Source organism: Chryseobacterium sp. II3a (assembly GCF_057815135.1).
In genome coordinates this window covers 87,530-108,140 of the sequence record NZ_JBYPZJ010000008.1, presented here as the reverse complement: position 1 = coordinate 108,140, position 20,611 = coordinate 87,530, and the positions used below count along the sequence as shown (strand labels likewise).

General features: G+C 36.2%; 15 protein-coding genes. 12 read left to right on the top strand and 3 right to left on the bottom strand.

The window, feature by feature from the left end:
- Positions 1–6 precede the first annotated feature (6 nt).
- Together thiH and AC3HD6_RS17940 are read left to right on the top strand one after the other, a co-directional pair.
- Complete coding sequence (gene thiH / locus AC3HD6_RS17945; protein ID WP_488897579.1) at positions 7–1,125, top strand: 2-iminoacetate synthase ThiH; 1,119 nt, start codon at positions 7–9, stop codon at positions 1,123–1,125.
- A 15-nt stretch (positions 1,126–1,140) separates the two neighbouring features.
- Positions 1,141–1,848 (top strand): HesA/MoeB/ThiF family protein, encoded by a 708-nt coding sequence (locus AC3HD6_RS17940; protein WP_488897578.1) that lies wholly within the window; start codon positions 1,141–1,143, stop codon positions 1,846–1,848.
- A gap of 190 nt (positions 1,849–2,038) precedes the next feature.
- On the opposite strand, the gene AC3HD6_RS17935 is transcribed toward AC3HD6_RS17940, so the two are convergent.
- Positions 2,039–4,264: an outer membrane beta-barrel protein gene (locus tag AC3HD6_RS17935; protein WP_488897577.1), complete on the bottom strand. Its 2,226-nt coding sequence runs from the start codon at positions 4,262–4,264 to the stop codon at positions 2,039–2,041.
- A gap of 287 nt (positions 4,265–4,551) precedes the next feature.
- Between AC3HD6_RS17935 and AC3HD6_RS17930 the strand changes: the two genes are divergently transcribed.
- Positions 4,552–4,842 (top strand): hypothetical protein, encoded by a 291-nt coding sequence (locus AC3HD6_RS17930; RefSeq protein WP_488897576.1) that lies wholly within the window; start codon positions 4,552–4,554, stop codon positions 4,840–4,842.
- A 32-nt stretch (positions 4,843–4,874) separates the two neighbouring features.
- Positions 4,875–5,345, top strand: coding sequence for an Hsp20/alpha crystallin family protein (locus AC3HD6_RS17925; RefSeq protein ID WP_488897575.1), 471 nt, complete (start codon positions 4,875–4,877; stop codon positions 5,343–5,345).
- A gap of 91 nt (positions 5,346–5,436) precedes the next feature.
- On the opposite strand, the gene AC3HD6_RS17920 is transcribed toward AC3HD6_RS17925, so the two are convergent.
- Both AC3HD6_RS17920 and AC3HD6_RS17915 read right to left on the bottom strand, forming a co-directional pair.
- Entirely contained in the window at positions 5,437–7,704 is a 2,268-nt protein-coding gene (locus AC3HD6_RS17920; protein ID WP_488897574.1) for an aconitate hydratase, read from the bottom strand.
- Between the two features lie 316 nt (positions 7,705–8,020).
- Positions 8,021–10,804, bottom strand: coding sequence for a bifunctional aconitate hydratase 2/2-methylisocitrate dehydratase (locus tag AC3HD6_RS17915; protein WP_488897573.1), 2,784 nt, complete (start codon positions 10,802–10,804; stop codon positions 8,021–8,023).
- A 383-nt stretch (positions 10,805–11,187) separates the two neighbouring features.
- Here AC3HD6_RS17915 and AC3HD6_RS17910 point away from each other — a divergent pair, with 383 nt between their 5' ends.
- The 8 genes from AC3HD6_RS17910 to AC3HD6_RS17875 all read left to right on the top strand — a co-directional run bounded on the left by AC3HD6_RS17910 (position 11,188) and on the right by AC3HD6_RS17875 (position 20,608).
- A complete protein-coding gene (locus tag AC3HD6_RS17910; protein WP_488897572.1) occupies positions 11,188–11,868 on the top strand; it encodes a WG repeat-containing protein in 681 nt (226 codons plus the stop codon).
- A gap of 469 nt (positions 11,869–12,337) precedes the next feature.
- Positions 12,338–14,455 carry a TonB-dependent receptor gene (locus AC3HD6_RS17905; RefSeq protein ID WP_488897571.1) on the top strand — a complete coding sequence of 706 codons (2,118 nt, stop codon included), beginning with the start codon at positions 12,338–12,340 and terminating at the stop codon, positions 14,453–14,455.
- Between the two features lie 180 nt (positions 14,456–14,635).
- Positions 14,636–15,388, top strand: coding sequence for an HU domain-containing protein (locus tag AC3HD6_RS17900; RefSeq protein WP_488897570.1), 753 nt, complete (start codon positions 14,636–14,638; stop codon positions 15,386–15,388).
- On the top strand, positions 15,376–15,927 hold the full coding sequence (locus AC3HD6_RS17895; protein ID WP_488897569.1) for an acyl-CoA thioesterase: 552 nt from the start codon (positions 15,376–15,378) through the stop codon (positions 15,925–15,927). The genes AC3HD6_RS17900 and AC3HD6_RS17895 overlap by 13 nt, the downstream gene beginning before the upstream one ends.
- Before the next feature lie 82 nt (positions 15,928–16,009).
- Positions 16,010–16,396: a GxxExxY protein gene (locus AC3HD6_RS17890; RefSeq protein ID WP_488897568.1), complete on the top strand. Its 387-nt coding sequence runs from the start codon at positions 16,010–16,012 to the stop codon at positions 16,394–16,396.
- A 45-nt stretch (positions 16,397–16,441) separates the two neighbouring features.
- Positions 16,442–17,371 (top strand): 2-hydroxyacid dehydrogenase, encoded by a 930-nt coding sequence (locus tag AC3HD6_RS17885; protein ID WP_488897567.1) that lies wholly within the window; start codon positions 16,442–16,444, stop codon positions 17,369–17,371.
- A gap of 173 nt (positions 17,372–17,544) precedes the next feature.
- On the top strand, positions 17,545–18,807 hold the full coding sequence (locus tag AC3HD6_RS17880; protein WP_488897566.1) for a serine hydrolase domain-containing protein: 1,263 nt from the start codon (positions 17,545–17,547) through the stop codon (positions 18,805–18,807).
- 25 nt (positions 18,808–18,832) lie between these two features.
- Positions 18,833–20,608, top strand: a complete 1,776-nt coding sequence (locus tag AC3HD6_RS17875; protein WP_488897565.1) for an Ig-like domain-containing domain — start codon at positions 18,833–18,835, stop codon at positions 20,606–20,608.
- The last annotated feature ends 3 nt before the right edge of the window (positions 20,609–20,611 follow it).

Genomic DNA, 20,611 nt, shown 5'->3' with positions numbered 1-20,611 from the left:
AGAGTAATGAATAGTTTTAAGGAGGTTTTCGAGCAATACCAATGGGATGAAGTAAAAACCAGACTTGAAAAAGTAACCCTATCTGAAGTTCGAAATAGTCTCCAGAAGAGAAACAGAACATTGGATGACTTTCTGAATCTGCTTTCTCCGGCAGCATCACAGGAGCTGGAATTGATGGCTACTATGACAAGAGCACTCACTCAGAAACGTTTCGGGAAGACCATTCAGCTGTATGCTCCATTGTATCTAAGCAACGAATGCCAGAATATCTGCACATACTGCGGATTCAGCCTGGATAATAGCCTTAGGAGAAAAACACTTTCAGACTCTGAACTGATGATTGAAAGTGCTGTTTTAAAATCAATGGGAGTCAATCATGTACTTTTAGTAAGTGGAGAAGCCAATAAAATCGTAGGCGTTCCTTATTTTCAGAATGCTGTTCGTTTACTGAAGCCTCATTTCTCCAATATTTCCATTGAAGTGCAGCCTTTAGAGGAGGATGAGTATAAACTTCTTCATGAAGAGGGGGTTCACTCGGTGTTAGTATACCAGGAAACTTATCATCAGGAAGTATATAAAGAGTATCACCCGAAAGGTAAAAAATCCAATTTTCATTTTCGCTTAGATACGCCTGACAGAGTTGGCAGGGCCGGAATCCATAAAATGGGACTTGGTGTACTGCTTGGGCTGGAAGATTGGCGTGTAGATAGCTTTTTCAACGCTCTTCACATCGATTATCTCCAAAAGCAATATTGGAAAAGCAAATTCTCAGTATCATTTCCAAGGTTAAGACCGGCAGAAGGAATTATTGAGCCTAATTTTATTATGGAAGATAAAGACCTGCTTCAACTGATCTGTGCCTATAGAATCTGGAATGAAGATCTAGAAATATCTATCTCCACAAGAGAAAATGAAACCTTCAGAAATCATGTTGTTGCATTGGGAGCTACAACGATGAGTGCGGGTTCAAAAACCAATCCGGGAGGATATGCTGTGGATAAGGAATCTCTGGAACAGTTTGAAACCAGCGATGAAAGAAGTATGGAGGAAATTAAAGCTATGATTAAACAATCAGGATATGATCCGGTAATGAAGGATTGGGATTCTGTTTATAGTGGTGCTTAAATAATATAGTTCAAAATGCAAGAGGATATATTTAAAAGATACAGCCGCCAGATCTTTATTGATGAAATAGGATTAGAAGGACAGAAGAAAATAATGGCTTCAAAAGTTCTTGTTATAGGTGCTGGTGGATTGGGTAGTCCAGTGATTCAATATCTGGCAGCGGCTGGAGTGGGAACCATAGGCATCGCCGATTTTGATAAGGTAGAACTGCATAATCTAAACCGTCAGATCATTCATACTGAAAGTGAAGTAGGGACACTAAAAATAAAAAGTGCTGAAAGGTTTGTGAATAACCTTAATCATCAGGTGAAAGTAATTGGTATTGAACAAAAGATTGACGCTTCCAATGCCTCAGAAATACTTTCTCAATATGATATTATTGTAGATGGTTCAGATAATTTCTCAACAAGATATCTGGTGAATGATGCCTGTGTAGAATTAGGCAAAACATTGGTGTATGGAAGTATTTTAGGATTTTCCGGACAGGTTGCTGTGTTCAATCATCTAGGAAGTAAGAACCTGAGGGATATATTTCCTGAACCTCCTCATGATGAAGAAATGCCGGATTGTGACAGCTTGGGAGTTTTGGGAGCTCTTCCAGGAATTGTAGGGAGCATGATGGCACTTCAAACCTTGAAAATCATAGCAGATTTCCCTATAAATCTTAATCAGTTGACATTGATTGATACACTGAACTGGAGATTTCAAACGTTAGATTTCTAAATGGGTTAGATTTTTTCTCGCAGATCACACAGATTTCGCAGATCTTAATGTGCTATAACTCTATAAAAAAAATGCGTTATCAGCTAAAGCTGCGTGAGATATAACTTTCATTATTATAGATCAATAGAAATAAAAATGAGGCAGTAATCGTATCACTGCCTCATTTTTGGTTATTAATCATTTAAATCTATTACTGTCCTTGCTGCATAACACCGCCGTTATCCTCTTTCTTGGTTTGGTTCAGGATGTTTGGATCCTCTTTCGCTAATTTGTTTCTTGTTGGAATTTTATAATTGATGGAAATTCCAAAGTTTCTTGTGTCATATTTACTACTGATCATTACTGGTGTTCCAGATGGTGGATTAGAACGTACCTGCATCATCTGTCCGTTGAAAATATCATTGGCAAAAACTGAAACTGTCAGACGGTTGCTCATAAATTTCTTTGTCAGCGTAAGATCAAGCGAATTGTTGAATGGCTTCTCTGCGGTAAAGTAGAAATATCCTGCTTTTGGAGTCAGATAGCTATAATTAGCGGTTAGTTTGATGTCTTTAGGTAAAATAATCTGGGTCATTAGGTTAAAAATCCAGAACCCTTTATTGTTGAGGTTATCAATGTCATGTTTCTGATATCCTGCATAAATGTACATAAAATTCATTTTGTCAGGATTGAAGTTCGACTTCATAATCTCACCTATAGACTTGGTAAAAATCTGAAACGGAACAGGAAGCCCAATATTGAAATTATGGATTTTCATATTAGAGATATTAATCTGCTCATTGAAGAGTTTTCTTCCGTCCTTTCTGATAATCTGAGCTACCTGGTTGCTTGCTGAACTTACACTATACCCGATAAATGCATAATCAAATGCCGATACTTTTATTTCATAGTTATCAAAGATCGTAGGTTGTAGATTTGGGTTACCGTTTACTTCCGTACTGGGGCCGGAGAACGTTACGTTATTTGGATTCAGGGCAGAAATGCTCGGTAAACTTATTTTCCGGTTGTAGTTTGCGGCAATATAAACCTGATTCATCATGTTGTATTGTACACTGGCATTCGGGAAAAACTTAAACTTATTGAAAGGGAGTAAATTATCTTCTTTCAGTTTTTTATCTTTAATATACCTTGTTACTCCTGAAATATCATAGTTTTCAGCACGGGTACCCAATGTGAAATCAAATTTTTTCAGTTTTGCCTGAAATTCAAGATAAGTAGAAGCGGTTTGTCTCTGGTATTCAAGATTGGTTAAACCAAAACTTTCTGTATCATAATTCTGTTTCTCATACAATCCCCCAAAGCTTACTTTTCCGCCATCCAGAAGCTTGATGGGCTGTGCATAGTCTACTTTAAAATTGGCGATGTTCATTACCGATTTATTATTCAGAATATCTTTTAAACCATTAGTAGGGCTATCAAGAGGTACAGTAGGTTCAGTTACAAATATTCCATCCTGAAAGTAATTATCCTGAGAAAACTTGTTGTCTGATCTGGTGTAGCCAAATTGGAAATCAAGTTTTTGAGATTTGTCCCCAAAACGTTTCTGATAGGTTACCACTGCCTCCTGTCTCAAAGTATTAGTATGGGCAACATCTGAAGAGGTATAAAACGCTTCTTTTAAATCCTCCAGATTTCTCTTGAAAGGTAAATCTCCGTGACCGTCACTTAAAGTATAGTTGTCATTATTATTGTGATAAATATCGTAGTTTAATAATAACCTGTCCTGACCTAAATCAAAACTTAATCCTGATTTTGCAAAATATCCACGTCCATACCTGTCAGTGTGACTTGTTAAAAGCTCATCCTGCTGACCATTCAGCATGCTTTCACGGTAATTTTGTCCTACATTCAATTGCCAACCGAAATATTTATTTCTAGCATTTAAATTCACGGAATTGGTTGTTCTGCTTCTATATTGATCATAATTCGTGAAGGAATAATTTCCCGAATAGGTGGCCGTTAAATATTTATTAGCGTTTTTGTTGGTGATGATATTCATGATTGCACCTCCCGAAGTCGCAGGAAATTCAGCTCCCGGTTGGGTAATAATTTCAATTCTTTCTACAGAATTGGCAGGCATCCCCTCCAGGAAAGCGGTCAGATCATTAGACGTAATGTTTAAAGGTCTTCCGTTAAGAAATACTTCCAACATTTTTCCTTGATACATCATCCCTGCGATGTCTGTAGCTACAAGTCCCGGAAGCTTTTTAACTCCTTCCAGAACGTTCCCGTTATTAAGCTGAGGTTGTTCAGAGAAATCAAAAACAGTACGGTCTGCTTTTTGTTCAACGGCTTTTTTAGTTTTGGTGATAACGATGCCGTCAATTTGTTTTTCTTTGTTGCTGCTATTGCCTTTTTCCTGTGAAAAAACAAAGACAGAACTTATTAAAGATAAAGTGAATATAGTTTTTTTCATAATGTATTTACTACTATCTGGTTAGACGCCCAAAAAAGAATTTTGTTACAATATGTCTAATTTATAGTTGATATTTTATTTAAAAAAGAGTCTATCCATCAACTATTAATGATAGAAAAAATATTTTCTTGTTTAAAAAAATGAAAAAGAATAAAGTAAAATTAAATTGATTATCGTCTTGTACCATGTAAGAGGTTTTAGCGCTTAAACAATTGAAAATTAAAAAAGTAAATCCGGATTTACTTCATCTTACATCAGAAGAAATTAACATTTAATAAGTAACAAAAATGAACAATAAAATAAAATTTATCCTGCCGAGATTACTAGGAATCACAGTAGTAGTAGGTGCAGCAGTGTTAATCTTATCCATAGTTTTTAAACTATTGATTGCGGGATTGGTATTAGCAGGAATTGGAATGTTTGTAGCAAAAATGATGGGAAAAAGACAGGAAAAACAAATAGCATATGGAAAAGAGACAATGGAGTTTCTTCCTTATTATAATCCCCTTCAAAAACAACAAAAAATAGCCTATTCACATATGAGAAAAGAGGATTTAGCTATTATCCCAATTCATTAAATCATAACAACACTTATCAAATAATTAAAATTATGTACACACAACACAATTATACACACAATCCATTTGGGAAACAAGGTCAATGCAATGCATTTGAAAAAAGTGGCTTTGGAAAGAAATTTAAAGAACATTTTATGGGAGGAAATCACCCTTTTAAGGAAATGTTCGATAAAAAGATCAATAACTATAAACCTGTAAATATTACTGAAAATGAAGATAATTTTACAGTACAGCTTTATGCAGCAGGTTTACATAAAGAATCTTTTAAAGTAGCTATTAAGGATCAGGTTCTTACAATATCCTATACCTATGAAGAAAAGAATCCAGGCTCTAAATTAATTTATCAGGAATTTTATGAAAGTTCTTTTGAACGTCGCTTCCAATTAACAGATAAAGTTTTTGATGATCAGGTTTCGGCACTTTATGAAAATGGTATTTTAACGGTAACGTTGCCTAAAAATCCAGAAAAGAATAAACCGGAACAAAAAGTAGATATTAAATAAGCTTTTATCAAGTTAATCTCATGGGTTTTTAGACAAAAAGACGGCTTCTATGAAGCCGTCTTTTATAATTAATAGATCTAAGAATCAATTCTTATTTCTCTTGTTGTTTAATCAGATTCAGGGCAGAGCCAGCTTTGAACCAATCAATTTGTTGATCGTTGTAAGTATGGTTGGCCATGATGATATCTTTAGTTCCGTCTTTGTGAACGAATTCTAATGTCAATTGTTTTGCTGGAGCAAACTGATCAAGATCTAAGAAGTTAACCGTGTCATCTTCCAGGATTTTGTCATAATCAGCTTCATTAGCAAAAGTGATCCCCAACATTCCTTGTTTTTTAAGGTTGGTTTCATGGATTCTCGCAAATGATTTTACCAATACGGCTTTTACTCCAAGGTGTCTAGGCTCCATGGCTGCGTGCTCTCTTGAAGAGCCTTCCCCATAGTTTTGGTCTCCTACAACAATAGTTGGAACCCCTGCCGCTTTGTAAGCTCTTTGTACAGCTGGAACTTCACCATATTCACCCGTTAATTCGTTCTTAACGTGGTTGGTTTCCATATTGTAAGCGTTTACTGCTCCAATTAACATATTGTTTGAAATATTGTCAAGATGTCCTCTATATTTCAACCATGGTCCAGCCATTGAGATATGGTCGGTAGTACATTTTCCAAAAGCTTTGATCAATACTTTAGCTCCGGTAATATTTTTACCATCCCAAGCCGGGAATTCTTCTAACAACTGAAGTCTGTCTGAAGTTGGGCTTACATTCACTACTACTTTAGATCCATCCTCAGAAGGAGCCTGATATCCGTTATCATCTACAGCAAATCCTTTTGCTGGAAGTTCATATCCTTTAGGTTCGTTAAGTTTTACCTGCTCACCTGCTTCATTCGTTAAAGTATCAGTAATAGGATTGAAATCTAATCTACCGGAGATCGCAACAGCAGCTACCATTTCAGGAGAAGCTACAAATGCATGAGTATTCGGGTTACCATCCGCTCTTTTTGCAAAGTTTCTGTTGAAAGAGTGGATGATAGAGTTTTTCTCTCCTTTTTCAGCACCTTCTCTGTCCCATTGTCCGATACATGGTCCACAAGCATTGGTAAATATTCTTGCATTTTCAAATTTTCTGAAAGAATCTAAGAATCCGTCTCTTTCCGCAGTAAATTTCACCTGCTCAGAACCCGGGTTAATTCCTAAAATAGCTTTAGGTTTAACTCCTTTAGATACGGCATCTTCTACAATAGAAGCTGCTCTTGATAAATCTTCATAAGAAGAGTTGGTACAAGAACCGATCAACGCCCATTCAACTTCTAATGGCCATCCATTTGCTTCAGCTTTAGCTCTGAATTCAGCAACTGGAGTCGCTAAATCCGGAGTGAAAGGTCCGTTTAAGTGCGGAGTCAGTTCAGAAAGATTGATTTCGATTAATTGGTCGAAATATTGTTCAGGGTTGGCATATACTTCAGCGTCACCTGTTAAGTGTTCTGCAATTTTATCAGCAGCATCTACTACATCCTGTCTTCCGGTTGCGGAAAGATATCTTCTCATTGAATCATCATATCCGAATGTAGAAGTGGTAGCACCAATTTCGGCACCCATGTTACAGATGGTACCTTTTCCGGTTGCGGAAAGAGATTCTGCTCCTTCACCAAAATATTCAACGATGCATCCTGTACCTCCTTTTACGGTAAGTATTCCTGCTACTTTTAAGATCACATCTTTTGCAGAGGTCCATCCGTTCATTTTACCGGTTAATTTTACTCCGATAAGTTTAGGCATTTTAAGTTCCCATGCCATTCCAGCCATCACATCTACTGCATCAGCACCACCTACACCAATAGCAACCATTCCTAGTCCGCCGGCATTTACAGTGTGAGAGTCAGTACCAATCATCATCCCTCCAGGGAAAGCATAGTTTTCCAATACTACCTGGTGAATGATCCCTGCTCCTGGTTTCCAGAAACCAATTCCATATTTATCACATACAGAACTTAAGAAGTTGAACACCTCAGAGTTTTTGTTAATACCTTCCTGTAAATCTTTATCAGCACCTACTTTCGCCTGGATCAGGTGATCCGCGTGAGCTGTTGAAGGAACAGCTACTTTAGCTTTTCCTGCCTGCATGAACTGTAAAAGCGCCATTTGCGCTGTGGCATCCTGCATAGCTACTCTGTCCGGTGCAAAATCTACATAAGAGTTTCCTCTTTCATATTCCTGTGTAGCATTTCCTTCCCAAAGGTGGGTGTAAAGAATTTTTTCTGAAAGGGTAAGAGGTTTTCCCACGATTTGTCTTGCTGCTGCAATTCTCTCAGGGTAACGCTCATACACCTTTTTGATCATATCAATATCAAAAGTCATATCGTATTTAGTTTTGTTCTTTTTCTATTCTATTTTCCTTTTCACTTATTTGAAAAAGAAAAATCAATTTTTTATATATCAAAAAACGTTCCTATAATGCATGAATAAGGTTGATTTCGAATATAAAAGCAAGAGATTTTATCACTTTCAATTTAAGAAAAAATAGATTCTATTTTTCCGATTTCCTCAGAAAAAAATTGTATTTCACTTAAAATAGAACGATTCTAAACAAAAAATGGAAGATTTTAGTCCGTTTGGATCTAAAATCTTCCATTGATATGATTTTCAATAGTCTTACAACTTATTGATAATGCTATTAGTGAGCACTTGTACTTGTTAATTCCTTGATAGAAGGTACAAAAGTGGTCAGGTCAATTCCTTCAACAGCTGCTTTATATTCTTCAATGCTTGGAATTCTTCCGATGATTGCAGAAAGAACAACAACCGGAGTTGATGCTAATAGAGATTCTCCTTTTTTACGTTCAGAATCTTCTACAACTCTTCCTTGGAATAAACGAGTAGAAGTAGCTAAAACCGTATCTCCTTTTGCTGCTTTTTCCTGGTTACCCATACAAAGGTTACATCCAGGACGCTCAAGGTACATTACGTTTTCGTATTCTGTACGAGCTTCACCTTTTGGAGCGTTATCATTAAATTCAAAACCAGAATATTTCTCTAATAATTCCCAGTCACCTTCAGCTTTTAGCTCGTCAATGATGTTATAAGTAGGAGCAGCTACCACTAGAGGAGCGCTGAATTCTACTTTACCATTTTGCTTTTCAAGGTTTCTCAACATCTGAGAAACGATCTTAAGGTCTCCTTTGTGAACCATACAAGATCCTACGAAACCAAGGTCTACTTTTTTCTCACCACCATAGTAAGAAAGATCTCTGATGGTATCGTGAGTATATCTCTTAGAAACATCTTCGTTGTTTACGTCCGGGTCAGCAATCATAGGTTCTACGATTACATCAAGATCTACAACAACTTCAGCATAATATTTAGCGTTAGCATCTGGAGTAAGCGCTGGTTTTTCACCAGATCTGATCTCCTCAATTCTCTTATTTGCTTTATCAATTAATCCCTGAAGAACTTTGTTGTGGTTATCCATTCCTTTATCTATCATGATCTGGATTCTGCCTTTAGCAATTTCCAATGATTCAATTAGAGTATTGTCTTCAGAAATGTTGATAGACGCTTTAGCCTTCATTTCAGCAGTCCAGTCTGTAAATGTGAACGCTTGGTCAGCAGGAAGTGTTCCAATGTGAACCTCAATGATTCTTCCCTGGAATACGTTCTCTCCTCCGAATTGCTTCAACATCTGAGCCTGTGTAGCGTGAACCACATCACGGAAATCCATGTGAGGCTTCATTTCACCTTTAAAAGTTACTTTTACGGATTCTGGGATTGGCATTGAAGCTTCACCAGTAGCTAATGCAAGAGCAACCGTTCCAGAGTCAGCTCCGAAAGCAACTCCTTTAGACATTCTCGTGTGAGAGTCACCACCAATGATGATTGCCCATTCGTCTACAGTGATATCGTTAAGAACTTTGTGAATAACGTCAGTCATTGAGTGGTATTCACCTTTCGGGTCACGAGCTGTGATTAATCCGAAATCGTTCATGAATTTCATTAGCTTAGGAATGTTCGCCTGAGCTTTTTTATCCCAAACTGAGGCGGTATGACACCCTGATTGGTATGCACCGTCAACAACTGGAGAAATTACAGTAGCCGCCATTGATTCAAGCTCCTGAGAAGTCATAAGACCTGTCGTATCCTGAGATCCAACAATGTTTACCTGTACACGAACATCAGAACCAGCATGTAACACTTTTCCTGGTGTAGTTCCTACAGCATTTCTGTTGAAGATTTTTTCAACAGCTGTAAGACCTTGTCCTTCGTGAGAAATTTCTTTTGATGGAGCAAAAACAACCGGAGCTTCAACACCTAGTGTCTGCGCTGCAAATGTCTGTAACTTCTTACCAAACACGATTGCGTAAGATCCTCCAGCTTTGATGAATTCCATCTTTTGTGGAGTGAAAGACTTCGTAAGGTCAATCAGTTCCTGATCTCCGTTATATAATTTTTTTTCTTTTGTATTAATTGTTAAAACAGTTCCTGTAGCTACTGAATAAGCTTCTTCAAGAACGATATCACCATTTTCGTTACGAACAGGGTTTCCGTTTTCGTCAACTTTCTTCACCCAGTTCTTAAGGTCAACACCAATACCTCCGGTAACATCAACTGTAGTAAGGAAGATTGGAGAAATACCGTTTGTTCCTCCTACGATTGGAGCGATATTTACGAATGGTACATATGGACTTGCTTGTTTACCAGTCCATAGAGCTACGTTATTTACCCCTGACATTCTGGATGAACCTACACCCATTGTTCCTTTTTCAGCGATAAGCATAACGCTTGCATCAGGATGTTGTGCTTGTAAAGCTTTGATTTCTTCCTGAGCTTCAGGAGTAATCATACATTTACCATGAAGTTCACGGTCTGATCTTGAGTGAGCCTGGTTACCCGGAGAAAGTAAATCGGTAGAAATGTCTCCTTCACCAGCGATATAAGTAACTACTTTAATTTCTTCAGCTACTTCTGGCAGTTTAGTGAAGAATTCAGCTTTTGCATAGCTTTCTAAAATTTCTTTAGCGATTGCATTTCCGCTGTTGTATGCCTCTTTTAAACGGTTAGTGTCCGCTTCATAAAGGAAAACCTGAGTTTTAAGAACGTCTGCCGCTTGTTGAGCGATAGCAGCATCATTACCTAAAGCCAAGTCTAATAATACTTCGATAGATTTACCTCCTTTCATGTGAGATAATAATTCGAAAGCAAAAGCCGGAGAGATTTCTTCTACTACGGATTCACCCAGAATGATCTCTTTTAAAAATTTAGCCTTTACACCAGCTGCACTTGTTGTTCCCGGTAAGGTGTTGTAGATGAAAAATTTAAGAGAATCCGTTCGATCTGCATTACCTGAGTCTTTGATTTGTGCGATGATTTCGCTTAGTAATTCAGCACCATCAATTGGCTTTGGATGAAGCCCCTGGTTTTTTCTTTCTTCAATCTCTTTGATGTAATCCTTATAAATATTCATAATAGAAGGTCTTTCAATATTAAAGGTAGAGTATTTCGCTGCTTCTTTACTGGTCTGTCTAATACCGTTAATGACATTTTGAGATCTCGCATGTGATGCAACATTAACCCCAATAAGGTCAGCATAATCTACGTTTTTTTAAAAGTTTTTTAAATGATTAAACAATTCAAAATGTTCCCCAAAATTACGAAATTTTACGATTTTATGAGAATGAAATTATTTAGATTCTTTATAAATATGAATTTGATAATTTCTATTTTTGGCCGTAATATTGCAGACAAATGATGAATATGAAAAATATCTTGAATCTTTTGTGTGTTTTTATTTCGATTTCTGTTTTCTCACAGACTAAATTTGTGAAAAAACCGGCTGTGAAAAATAGCATGAAAACTACCGTGAAAAAAGAGAAAAATGCCCTCGTCAGGCATAATCCCGACTTGGTAGTTCATAACAAAGATCTTCCACTTTTGATTCCCAAAAAGAAAGGAGATAGTTTCGGGTATGTTAATCAAAACGGAAAGTACATCATTCAACCGGAATATCATATCGCAGTTTTCTTTTATGAAGACTGCAATCTTTTGAATTCACCGAATGAAAAAGTAAGAAAATTTGGGACAAAAGATTTCGCGACTGTAGAAAAGAATATGATTTCTTATAGGATAGACCATACTGGAAAAAGAGTTTATCAATTTAAAGATTCAGATTTAGGAAAATGTAAGTTTGATGAATATAAGCAACAGCTTTTCCAGGCCTATATTCTCAATGGATTCTATGGAATAATTGAAAAATCAAAATTCGTTAATGCGGCAGACTACCGCCAATACCAGATTTATCCGCAATATCAGTACCTTTATATTATGGAAGGAGATGATGTTGCAGATCCAATGATTGTTGCATCAAACAATGATAAATTTGGAGTCATAGATGTTAATAACAAAATTATTATTCCCTTCGAATATTCAAATATTAAAAGAAACTTCAGCTGGAAGCTTGGGAAAATGTTTGAAGTGACAAAAGACGGCAAAAATTACTATTACATTGATGCGAATAATAAGACCTACTAAATGATCCGTTATAAATGATAATTGATGATCGTTCGTTACTTATGACGGTTTTATAACATCTATTGAGTCTATGTTATTAACATTCTCTGTCATTCTGAATACAGACTGAAGGCCTGAGGACGTAGTTCAGGAGTGAAATGAAGAATCTCATCAAAGAGATCCCTCTTTCGTCGGAATGACATGGTATAAATAGATTTCATAACTCTAATTTTCTCAATCAATAATATATTTTATAATTGCCTTTCTGATAATCTAGTAACTCCAAATCTCGCATCCCGAAAACATCACTATCTCATATATTTTTCGTAATTTCGCGGCTGAAATAAAGGGGTGCTTTAACAGGCTGAGATTATACCCACTGAACCTGGAACAGGTAATGCTGTTTAGGGAAGTCAACTCTACTGAGGGTTGAATTTGTATAATATCTTATCGATCCCCTTTTATTCATTAAATGTCAAAGATTTATAGAATGAAAGGATTATTTTTTTTAGGGCTTAGTGTAGGCTCTGTAGCCTTTATTCAGGCTCAAAACACAGATTCTCTGAAGATCAGAGAAATAGAAGCGGTCAGCTTTACGAAAAGACTTCCTGTTGCAAAGGAAATTATCAATGTTCAGAAAGATTTGGATGGTAAAAATCTGGGACAGGATCTTCCTATTCTTTTGAAAAATCAAACCTCAATTATTTCGACCTCGGACGCTGGAAACGGAGTAGGATATACTGGTTTTAGAATTCGTGGGGTCTCTGGAACGGCCATTAATGTGATGATGAACGGAGTTCCTTATAATGATTCTGAAAGCCAGGGAACCTTTTTTGTGAATGTTCCGGATTTAACGAGCTCTGCCTCACAGATCGTAATTCAAAGAGGCGTTGGAACATCCAATAACGGAGTTTCTGCTTTTGGGGCAAGTATCAATGTGATCTCAAAGGAACCGGAAGAGAAGTTTTACTTTAAAACCGATGATAGCTATGGTTCTTTTAATACCTATAAATACTCAGCTGAGGTAGGCTCCGGAAAATTCTGGAAAAATCGTCTTTCTGTAATGGGAAGATACACGAATATTCATTCTGATGGCTATATAGACAGAGCTTCTTCTGATCTACATTCTTATAATTTTACCGCATTGTTTGAAGAAGGAAAAACCAAATTGCGTTTAATGGCTTTCGGTGGAAAAGAAAAAACCTATCAGGCCTGGAACGGAATCAGCAGGGAAATGTGGGAGACGAATCCAACATTCAATATTTCCGGTGCCCTTAAGGATACTAATGGAAATATTACAGGTTTTTATGATAACGAAACGGATAATTACAGACAGAACCACTACCAGCTGCTTTGGGAACAGAAATTCAATGACCGTTGGAATCTTGAAACAACTTTCCACTACACGAAAGGAAAAGGATATTACGAAAATTACAAACAGAGAAGTTCTTTCTCAAAATATCAACTGCCTAATATTATTGAAGGCGGACAAACCATTACAAAAACTGATTTCATCAGGAAAAAATGGCTGGATAATGATTTCTACGGAGTTGTTTCTACTTTATATGGTAAGTTTGAAAATCTTGACCTAAACTTTGGAGCAGTAGCCAATCAGTACTATGGAAGACATTACGGAAATGTTACCGGAGTTTTTTATCCACAGATCCATGAAAGTGAATATTACAGAAATCGTTCTGTAAAGAATGAAGTTTCTGGTTTTGCAAAGACCCTATACAGAATGGATAATTTTGAATTCTTTGGGGATTTGCAGCTTAGAAGTATCAACTACAATACTAAGGTCATCATGGCTGGGGACGATGACGGTACTGATCTGGATAAAAACTGGCTGTTCTTCAATCCAAAAGCGGGGGTGAATTATAAGTTAGAGGGTGGAAAGATATTCTTGTCTTATGCCCATGCTCATAGAGAACCGAGCAGAGCAGATATTATGGCCAATAATGATGTGAAGCCTGAAAAACTCCATGATTTTGAAGCAGGTTTGGAAAAACAGTTTGGGTTTTTATCTTTAACAGCGAACGTGTATTACATGTATTATGTGAATCAGTTGGTTTTGAATGGTCAGCTTAACAGTGTTGGAGCGTTTATCAGGACCAATTCAGGAAAAAGTTACAGACGCGGAGTAGAGATTGGTGCATTGGCCAAACTTTCAAAACAATGGGAAGTTTCCGGAAACTTTACAGTAAGCCAGAACAGAAATCAGGATTTTAATATAGAAGTCGGAAAAGTACCGGTAAGTCTGGGGAATACTCAGATTTCATTTTCTCCGAATATGATTGCCAACTTAGGGGTAAGATTTAACCCAAATAAAAATTTCCAGTTTGCCTTAATGAACCAATATGTTGGAAAGCAATATCTGGATAATACGGAAGATAAAAACTTAGAACTTAAAGATTATTTATTGACAGATTTTAATGCACAATACCAGTTTAAAATCGGGAACAATGATATTGCGCTAAAACTATTGGTAAATAACCTGTTCAACAAAAAATATGTGAACAATGGTTCTGTGAGTGAAGATGGAAGTCCACTTTACTTTGCACAGGCAGGAACGAACTTCATGTTTGGAATCAGTTGGAAAATTCAATAGATTGAAAGAAAGTAATTGCTGTAAATAAGTGAATTGCAAATTTATCCCGAAAGAGACCAGAGATCATGAATAGTGAACCTGTTTTAATATGAAATACACAAAAGGCTGCTTCAGCAGTCTTTTTTTATATCCGTTAAATATCTTCAAAAAGTCATGAAAAAGTTATAAATTTGCTGCCAAATGAATATTTCAGCATACATTTTAGAATATTTAAAACAATATGGAACTGTCACGGTTCCAGGCTTTGGGGTATTTTCTCTAAAAAATTCTAAGGCTATTATCAATTCCGAAAACGGAAGTATCCTGCCTCCTGCAAGTCAGATTGAATTCGCAATTGACTATGAAGTACAGGCTGAAGATCTTACTGTTTTCATTGCCCGCGAAAAACAAATGTCTGTAGAAGCTTCCAGAAGTGATCTGAAGATACAAACTGATTTTTGGAAGAAAAAACTTCAGGCAGAGCAGGTTCTTGAAATTCAAAATCTGGGAACTATCTTTATTGAAGAGGGATATACTCATTTCAAAGGAAAAAGAGTGGAAGCAGGACGTCCGGACTTCTTCGGATTGGAAGAAATCAGATTCTCTGATATTAACAATGGTGAGAAGGTAAATGCTTCCGAAAACCGTGAAAAAGACTATAAATTCAAGAAGACCATTCTCTGGTTCTTCCTGTTGATTATTCCAATTCTTGGTATTCTATACTTTGCATATACTCAACAGGAACTTCTCTTCGGTAAAAAATCTTTTAATAAAGTATCAGTACAGACTTCTACCCACAGAATTGTAAAAGATACGGTAAAAGTTATGGTACATGCTCCTGAAACTCCGGTTTCAGATTCACTGAAGAAAGATTCATTGGTAAAATCTGCCGGAAAAGCCACGAAATCAGTTCCGGCTGCTCCAAAAAACACTAAGAATAAATGGCAAAAATAAAAACAGCGTCAGAATCCCTGACTATTATGACCAATATCGTTCTTCCGAACGAGACCAACTCTCTAAGAAACCTTTTTGGTGGTGAACTTTTAGCAAAAATGGACAGATGTGCTTCCATTTCTGCGGCAAGACATTGCGAAAGGAGAGTAGTAACAGCATCTGTGAACCACGTTTCATTCAATCATCCGATTCCTGAAGGAGGAGTTGTTGTTCTGGAGTCTAAAGTTTCCAGAGCGTTCTCTACTTCTATGGAGGTGTATGTAGATGTATGGTCAGATGATCCTATCAATCAGAAAAAAATTCATACCAATTCAGGAATTTATACCTTTGTTGCAGTAGATGAATTCAATCGTCCGATTCCAATTCCGGATATGGTTCCCGAAACAGAAGAAGAAAAAGAAAGATATGCAGCTGCCTTCCGTAGAAAAGAACTTTCATTGATCCTTTCCGGAAGAATGAAGCCTTTGGAGTCTGTAGAACTTAAGAAATTATTCCAGGAGCCAGAGGAGCCGCAAAGTTCTAAGAAGGACAAAAAATAAAAAACATAAACACTAATAACACAAATATTCGGCACAAATTTTCACAAATGATTTGTGCCCGATAAGATGAAAAAATTATACAATGGATATTTCAGAAAATGATATTTCCAGACTTGTTTATGAAGCAGGTTACCAGGTTCATAAAGCTTTAGGTCCGGGACTTTTGGAAAGTGCTTATGAAGAATGCCTATTCTATGAACTGAATAAGCATGATATTCTTGTAGAAAGGCAAAAACCAGTAGCATTGGTATATGAAGAGGTGAAGTTAGATGTTGGTTACAGACTTGACTTTTTGATTGAGAAAAAGTTTGTATTAGAAATCAAATCTATAGAATCATTGAATGATATTCATTTAGCCCAAATACTTACCTACCTTAGATTAAGTAAATGTAAACTTGGAATGTTGATTAACTTCAATACCCTTCAATTTAAAAATGGAGTAAAAAGAGTTATTAACGGCACCTTATAATTTGTGTTATTTGTGAAATTCATTAGCGTTATTTGTGTTTAAACTATGAAAATTCTCCTTTTAGATAAAAATCACCCCCTTATAACCGAGCAGCTTTTAGCTAAAAACTTTATTTTGGAAGAAGATTTTACTTCCACTTATGATGAGGTTTGTGATAAGATCAAAAACTATGATGGTATTATCATCAGAAGCCGTATTCCTTTAGATAGAAACTTTCTTGAAAAAGCGCAGAACCTGAAGTTTATTGCAAGAGTAGGAGCAGGAATGGAAAATATTGATATTCCTGTGGCTGAAAAATTAGGCATTCAATTAATAAACTCTCCGGAGGGAAACAGAGACTCTGTAGCAGAGCATGTTGTTGGAATGCTATTGGTGTTGATGAACAGGTTGTTCATTGCTTCCCAGGAAGTGAAGAACGGGATCTGGAAACGTGAAGAAAACCGAGGGGATGAATTACTTGGGAAAACTGTTGGATTGATCGGATATGGAAATATGGGGAAAGCTACAGCTAAAAGACTTTCAGGATTTGGCTGTAAAGTGATCTTCCATGACATTCTTCCGGGACTTTCTGATGAGTTTGCTACTCAGGTTACACTAGAAGAACTGAAGCAGTCTGCAGAAGTATTGAGCCTGCATATTCCTTTAACTTCTGAAACTCATTATCTTATTGATGAAACATTCATTTCTGAAATGGGAAATGACTTCTATTTCGTCAATACTGCAAGAGGGAAAAATATAGAAACTAAAAGTTTAGTGGAAGCGTTGAAATCAGGGAAAGTAAAAGGAGCTTGTCTGGATGTATTGGAGTATGAAAAATCTTCTTTTGAACATCTGGAAACGGAGAATGAAGATTTGAAGTATCTGTTGGAATCAGAAAAAGCAATGGTAACGCCCCATATTGCTGGCTGGACCCATCAGAGTAAAGAAAAATTAGCTCAGTTTATTGTAGATAAGATTCTGGCTTCACATAGTTAAATAATAAATAAAGAAATTGACTGAAGGGTTGAGAATGTAATGATATAGATTACTTTCTCAACCTTTTTGCTTTTTGTCCTTTCTTTCATTTATGTTAAATTATTCATAATGTCACCTTCATATTTATAATTTAATTTCGACTTTTATTAAATTGCCGCTCATTTTTGAACCTTATGAAGATGCGTAATCTAGTACTTGCTGTAACTGTTGCTTTATTCCTTTTTTCTTGTAAAAATAAATCTGAATCCAAAGAAGCTTCAGTTGAGAATACGACTAACCTTCCGAACTATGGAAATGTAGATTTGGGAAATGTGTTTACAAAAGCTGATGGACAGCTTTCGAATAAGGAGTCATTAACAGGTTATATAGATCAGTACTATAAAAAAATATGGGAAGGTGGAGATCTTAGTGGAGGGATTCTAGTAGCTAAAGGTGATGAAATTTTATACGAAAACTATAGAGGTTTCGGGAGAGAAGGAAATCAAATGCCTATTGATAAAAATACACCTCTACATGTAGCTTCAGTTTCAAAAACATTGACGGCAATGGCCATGATGAAGCTTGTAGAAGCTGGGAAAATAAAGTTAACTGATCATCTTACTCAATTCTTCCCTGGTTTTCCTTATCCTAATGTAACAGTCCAAACTTTATTAGACCAAAGAAGCGGATTACCCAAATACGAATATTTTATTACCAAAATACAACCTGCACCGGCAGAGCTTTCCAAACAATTTATTACCAATCAGGATGTATTGAATATGATTATTAAATATAAACCGGATCTGGCAAGAGATACTGATACCGGATTTATGTATTGCAATACAAATTTTGCCTTATTGGCTTTACTGATTGAAAAAGTAACTCAAACTCCTTTTCCACAGGCAATGAAAGAAATGGTATTCACACCATTGAAAATGACGAACACTTACATCTTTCAGGAAAAAGATATACCTACAGCTTCACAATCTTTCTACTATGGTGGAAATAAATTATACCCATTGGATAGATTAGATCTGATCTACGGTGATAAAAATGTCTACACCACACCTAGAGACCTGCTTAATTTTTCAAAAGCAATGTATTCAAAGGATTTTTTGAAGCCTGAACTGATGCAGATGGTATTTACCCCTTACAGCAATGAAAAAGCTGGAATGAACAATTATGGACTTGGCTTTAGAATGAAAATATTTGATAATGGTGAAAAACTGACGTATCATAACGGATGGTGGCATGGAACAAATTCAGTATTTGCCCATCTTTTAAAATCTAAAGTTACCATCGTAGCGATCGGAAATAAATATTCAGGTAAAGTTTATACAGCACTTGCTTTGTCAGGATTATTTGAGAATTTTCCTTTACAGCAGGAGAAACTTCAGACGGTAATGAACGATAGCAAAGATAGTTTGAACAGCGGACATGAAGTTTTTGGAGAATAATGTTTACTTTTGCTTAAACATTTTCATGAAAAGGTTTCTTTTATTATTTGTTATCAGTTTTCTTGTACATTCATGTGCAAGGGTAGGATCTCCTGTTGGAGGCCCTAAAGATACGCTGGCCCCAAAATTTTTAAGTTCAAATATTGATACAACTAGGATTAATGTAAAAAGAGATATCCACGAACTGCGCCTGGATTTTGATGAATACGTAACCTTAAAGGACATCAATAAAAATCTTATCATTTCTCCGCCTATCAAGAATATCAAACGAATTCTTCCATCGAATATTGCAAATAAATTTGTTCTTATCCAATGGACTGATACGCTTCAGGCCAATACCACTTATAATTTCAATTTTGGAAATTCTATTGCGGATAATAATGAGGCCAATATTCTCAGGTATTTTAATTTTGCATTTTCTACAGGTGATAAACTGGATGATCTGTACATCAGTGGGGAAGTAAAAGATGCCATGCAGATCAAGAAGAAGACCGGCACTAATGAAAATAAGCTCGTAGTTGGGCTGTATCAGGTAAAAGATACCATGAACTACAAACAAAAACCTTATTATATTACCAAGGTAGATGACGATGGATATTACGAACTGAATTACCTTTCTCCGGGAAAATATAAGATCATTGCTTTCGAAGATGAAAATGGAAACTCAATCTACGATCCTGGAAAGGAGAAAATTGGATTTAAGAAAGAAGTGGTTGATTTTGAGAAATCAATTTCTGGTTTAAATTTAAGTATTTATCCATCAAAAAAACCTTTAAAGTATTTGGATATGAAAGAGATTTCCGGAGGGATACTTATGACATTTGAAGGCCATCCTGAAGAAGTAAATGTTCAATCACTCAATGACAAACTTAAGGATATAAAAGTAACCCATACACCAAAATCAGATTCGGTGAGAATTTGGTTTGATGCAGTGAAGAGTAATGTAGGACAGGAAACTACTGAGAAGTTATCATTTAGCCACAATATTGGTCCGAAAAAAGATACCGTATATTCTGTTTCTTTATTCTATAAATACAATAAGAAAAATGCGATGGATGTTTTCAGTGATAATGGAGGTGGATCACTACCCCCAAAAACTGATTTTAAAATTTCATCCAATTACTTTATTGATAAGATTGATCCTTCAAAATGGAAACTGGCGGTGAAAGGAGATTCTTTGAATACTATTCCATTTACAGCTAAGATTTCAGAGACTAATCCTTATCAGATTCAGGTGAATTCTGACTTTATCAGTGGTAAAGATTATCAACTTACAATCCCTAAAGAAACAGTTTCTTCTTTCTATGCAAAGAATGCCCAATCTAAGCGTTTTGATTTCAACGTTGATAAAGTAGAGCAGTTTGGAAGCCTGGAGTTTACCCTTACTAATGCTCCCGCTTCTAACTATTGGATTCAATTATTGGATTCTTCAGATAAAGTGGTATATCAGAAATATACCAAAGGAGATAAAGTAAAATTTGATCTTCTGAAACCTGAAGAATATGTTGTCAGAATATTAGTAGATAACAATAATGACAAGTATTGGGATGAAGCAGATTTTTCTACGGAAACTTTTGCAGAAGATGCCTATGTTTACTATAAAAAAGCTTTGGTAAAAGCATTATGGGAAACAAGAGAAGAATGGGATCTGAAAGATACCAGAACACTAGATAATCCTAAAGGAACAACTCCAACGGCTCCGGTACCACCTCCTGTTTCTGACGAAAAGGAAAAGGCTGTAATACAGGAAAATAAAAAAGAGCTTAAATCTGCCAATGCAGTGATAACTCCGGTAAAATAGATT

Excerpts from the sequence above, each read along its gene's own strand:
- AC3HD6_RS17895 (WP_488897569.1), top strand. The coding sequence starts at position 15,376 with ATGGCAAAAATAAAAACAGCGTCAGAATCCCTGACTATTATGACCAAT.
- AC3HD6_RS17920 (WP_488897574.1), bottom strand. The coding sequence starts at position 7,704 with ATGACTTTTGATATTGATATGATCAAAAAGGTGTATGAGCGTTACCCT.
- AC3HD6_RS17900 (WP_488897570.1), top strand. The coding sequence starts at position 14,636 with ATGAATATTTCAGCATACATTTTAGAATATTTAAAACAATATGGAACT.
- AC3HD6_RS17910 (WP_488897572.1), top strand. The coding sequence starts at position 11,188 with ATGAAAACTACCGTGAAAAAAGAGAAAAATGCCCTCGTCAGGCATAAT.
- AC3HD6_RS17930 (WP_488897576.1), top strand. The coding sequence starts at position 4,552 with ATGAACAATAAAATAAAATTTATCCTGCCGAGATTACTAGGAATCACA.
- AC3HD6_RS17925 (WP_488897575.1), top strand. The coding sequence starts at position 4,875 with ATGTACACACAACACAATTATACACACAATCCATTTGGGAAACAAGGT.
- AC3HD6_RS17890 (WP_488897568.1), top strand. The coding sequence starts at position 16,010 with ATGGATATTTCAGAAAATGATATTTCCAGACTTGTTTATGAAGCAGGT.
- AC3HD6_RS17875 (WP_488897565.1), top strand. The coding sequence starts at position 18,833 with ATGAAAAGGTTTCTTTTATTATTTGTTATCAGTTTTCTTGTACATTCA.
- AC3HD6_RS17940 (WP_488897578.1), top strand. The coding sequence starts at position 1,141 with ATGCAAGAGGATATATTTAAAAGATACAGCCGCCAGATCTTTATTGAT.
- AC3HD6_RS17880 (WP_488897566.1), top strand. The coding sequence starts at position 17,545 with ATGAAGATGCGTAATCTAGTACTTGCTGTAACTGTTGCTTTATTCCTT.
- AC3HD6_RS17935 (WP_488897577.1), bottom strand. The coding sequence starts at position 4,264 with ATGAAAAAAACTATATTCACTTTATCTTTAATAAGTTCTGTCTTTGTT.
- AC3HD6_RS17885 (WP_488897567.1), top strand. The coding sequence starts at position 16,442 with ATGAAAATTCTCCTTTTAGATAAAAATCACCCCCTTATAACCGAGCAG.
- thiH (WP_488897579.1), top strand. The coding sequence starts at position 7 with ATGAATAGTTTTAAGGAGGTTTTCGAGCAATACCAATGGGATGAAGTA.
- AC3HD6_RS17905 (WP_488897571.1), top strand. The coding sequence starts at position 12,338 with ATGAAAGGATTATTTTTTTTAGGGCTTAGTGTAGGCTCTGTAGCCTTT.
- AC3HD6_RS17915 (WP_488897573.1), bottom strand. The coding sequence starts at position 10,804 with ATGAATATTTATAAGGATTACATCAAAGAGATTGAAGAAAGAAAAAAC.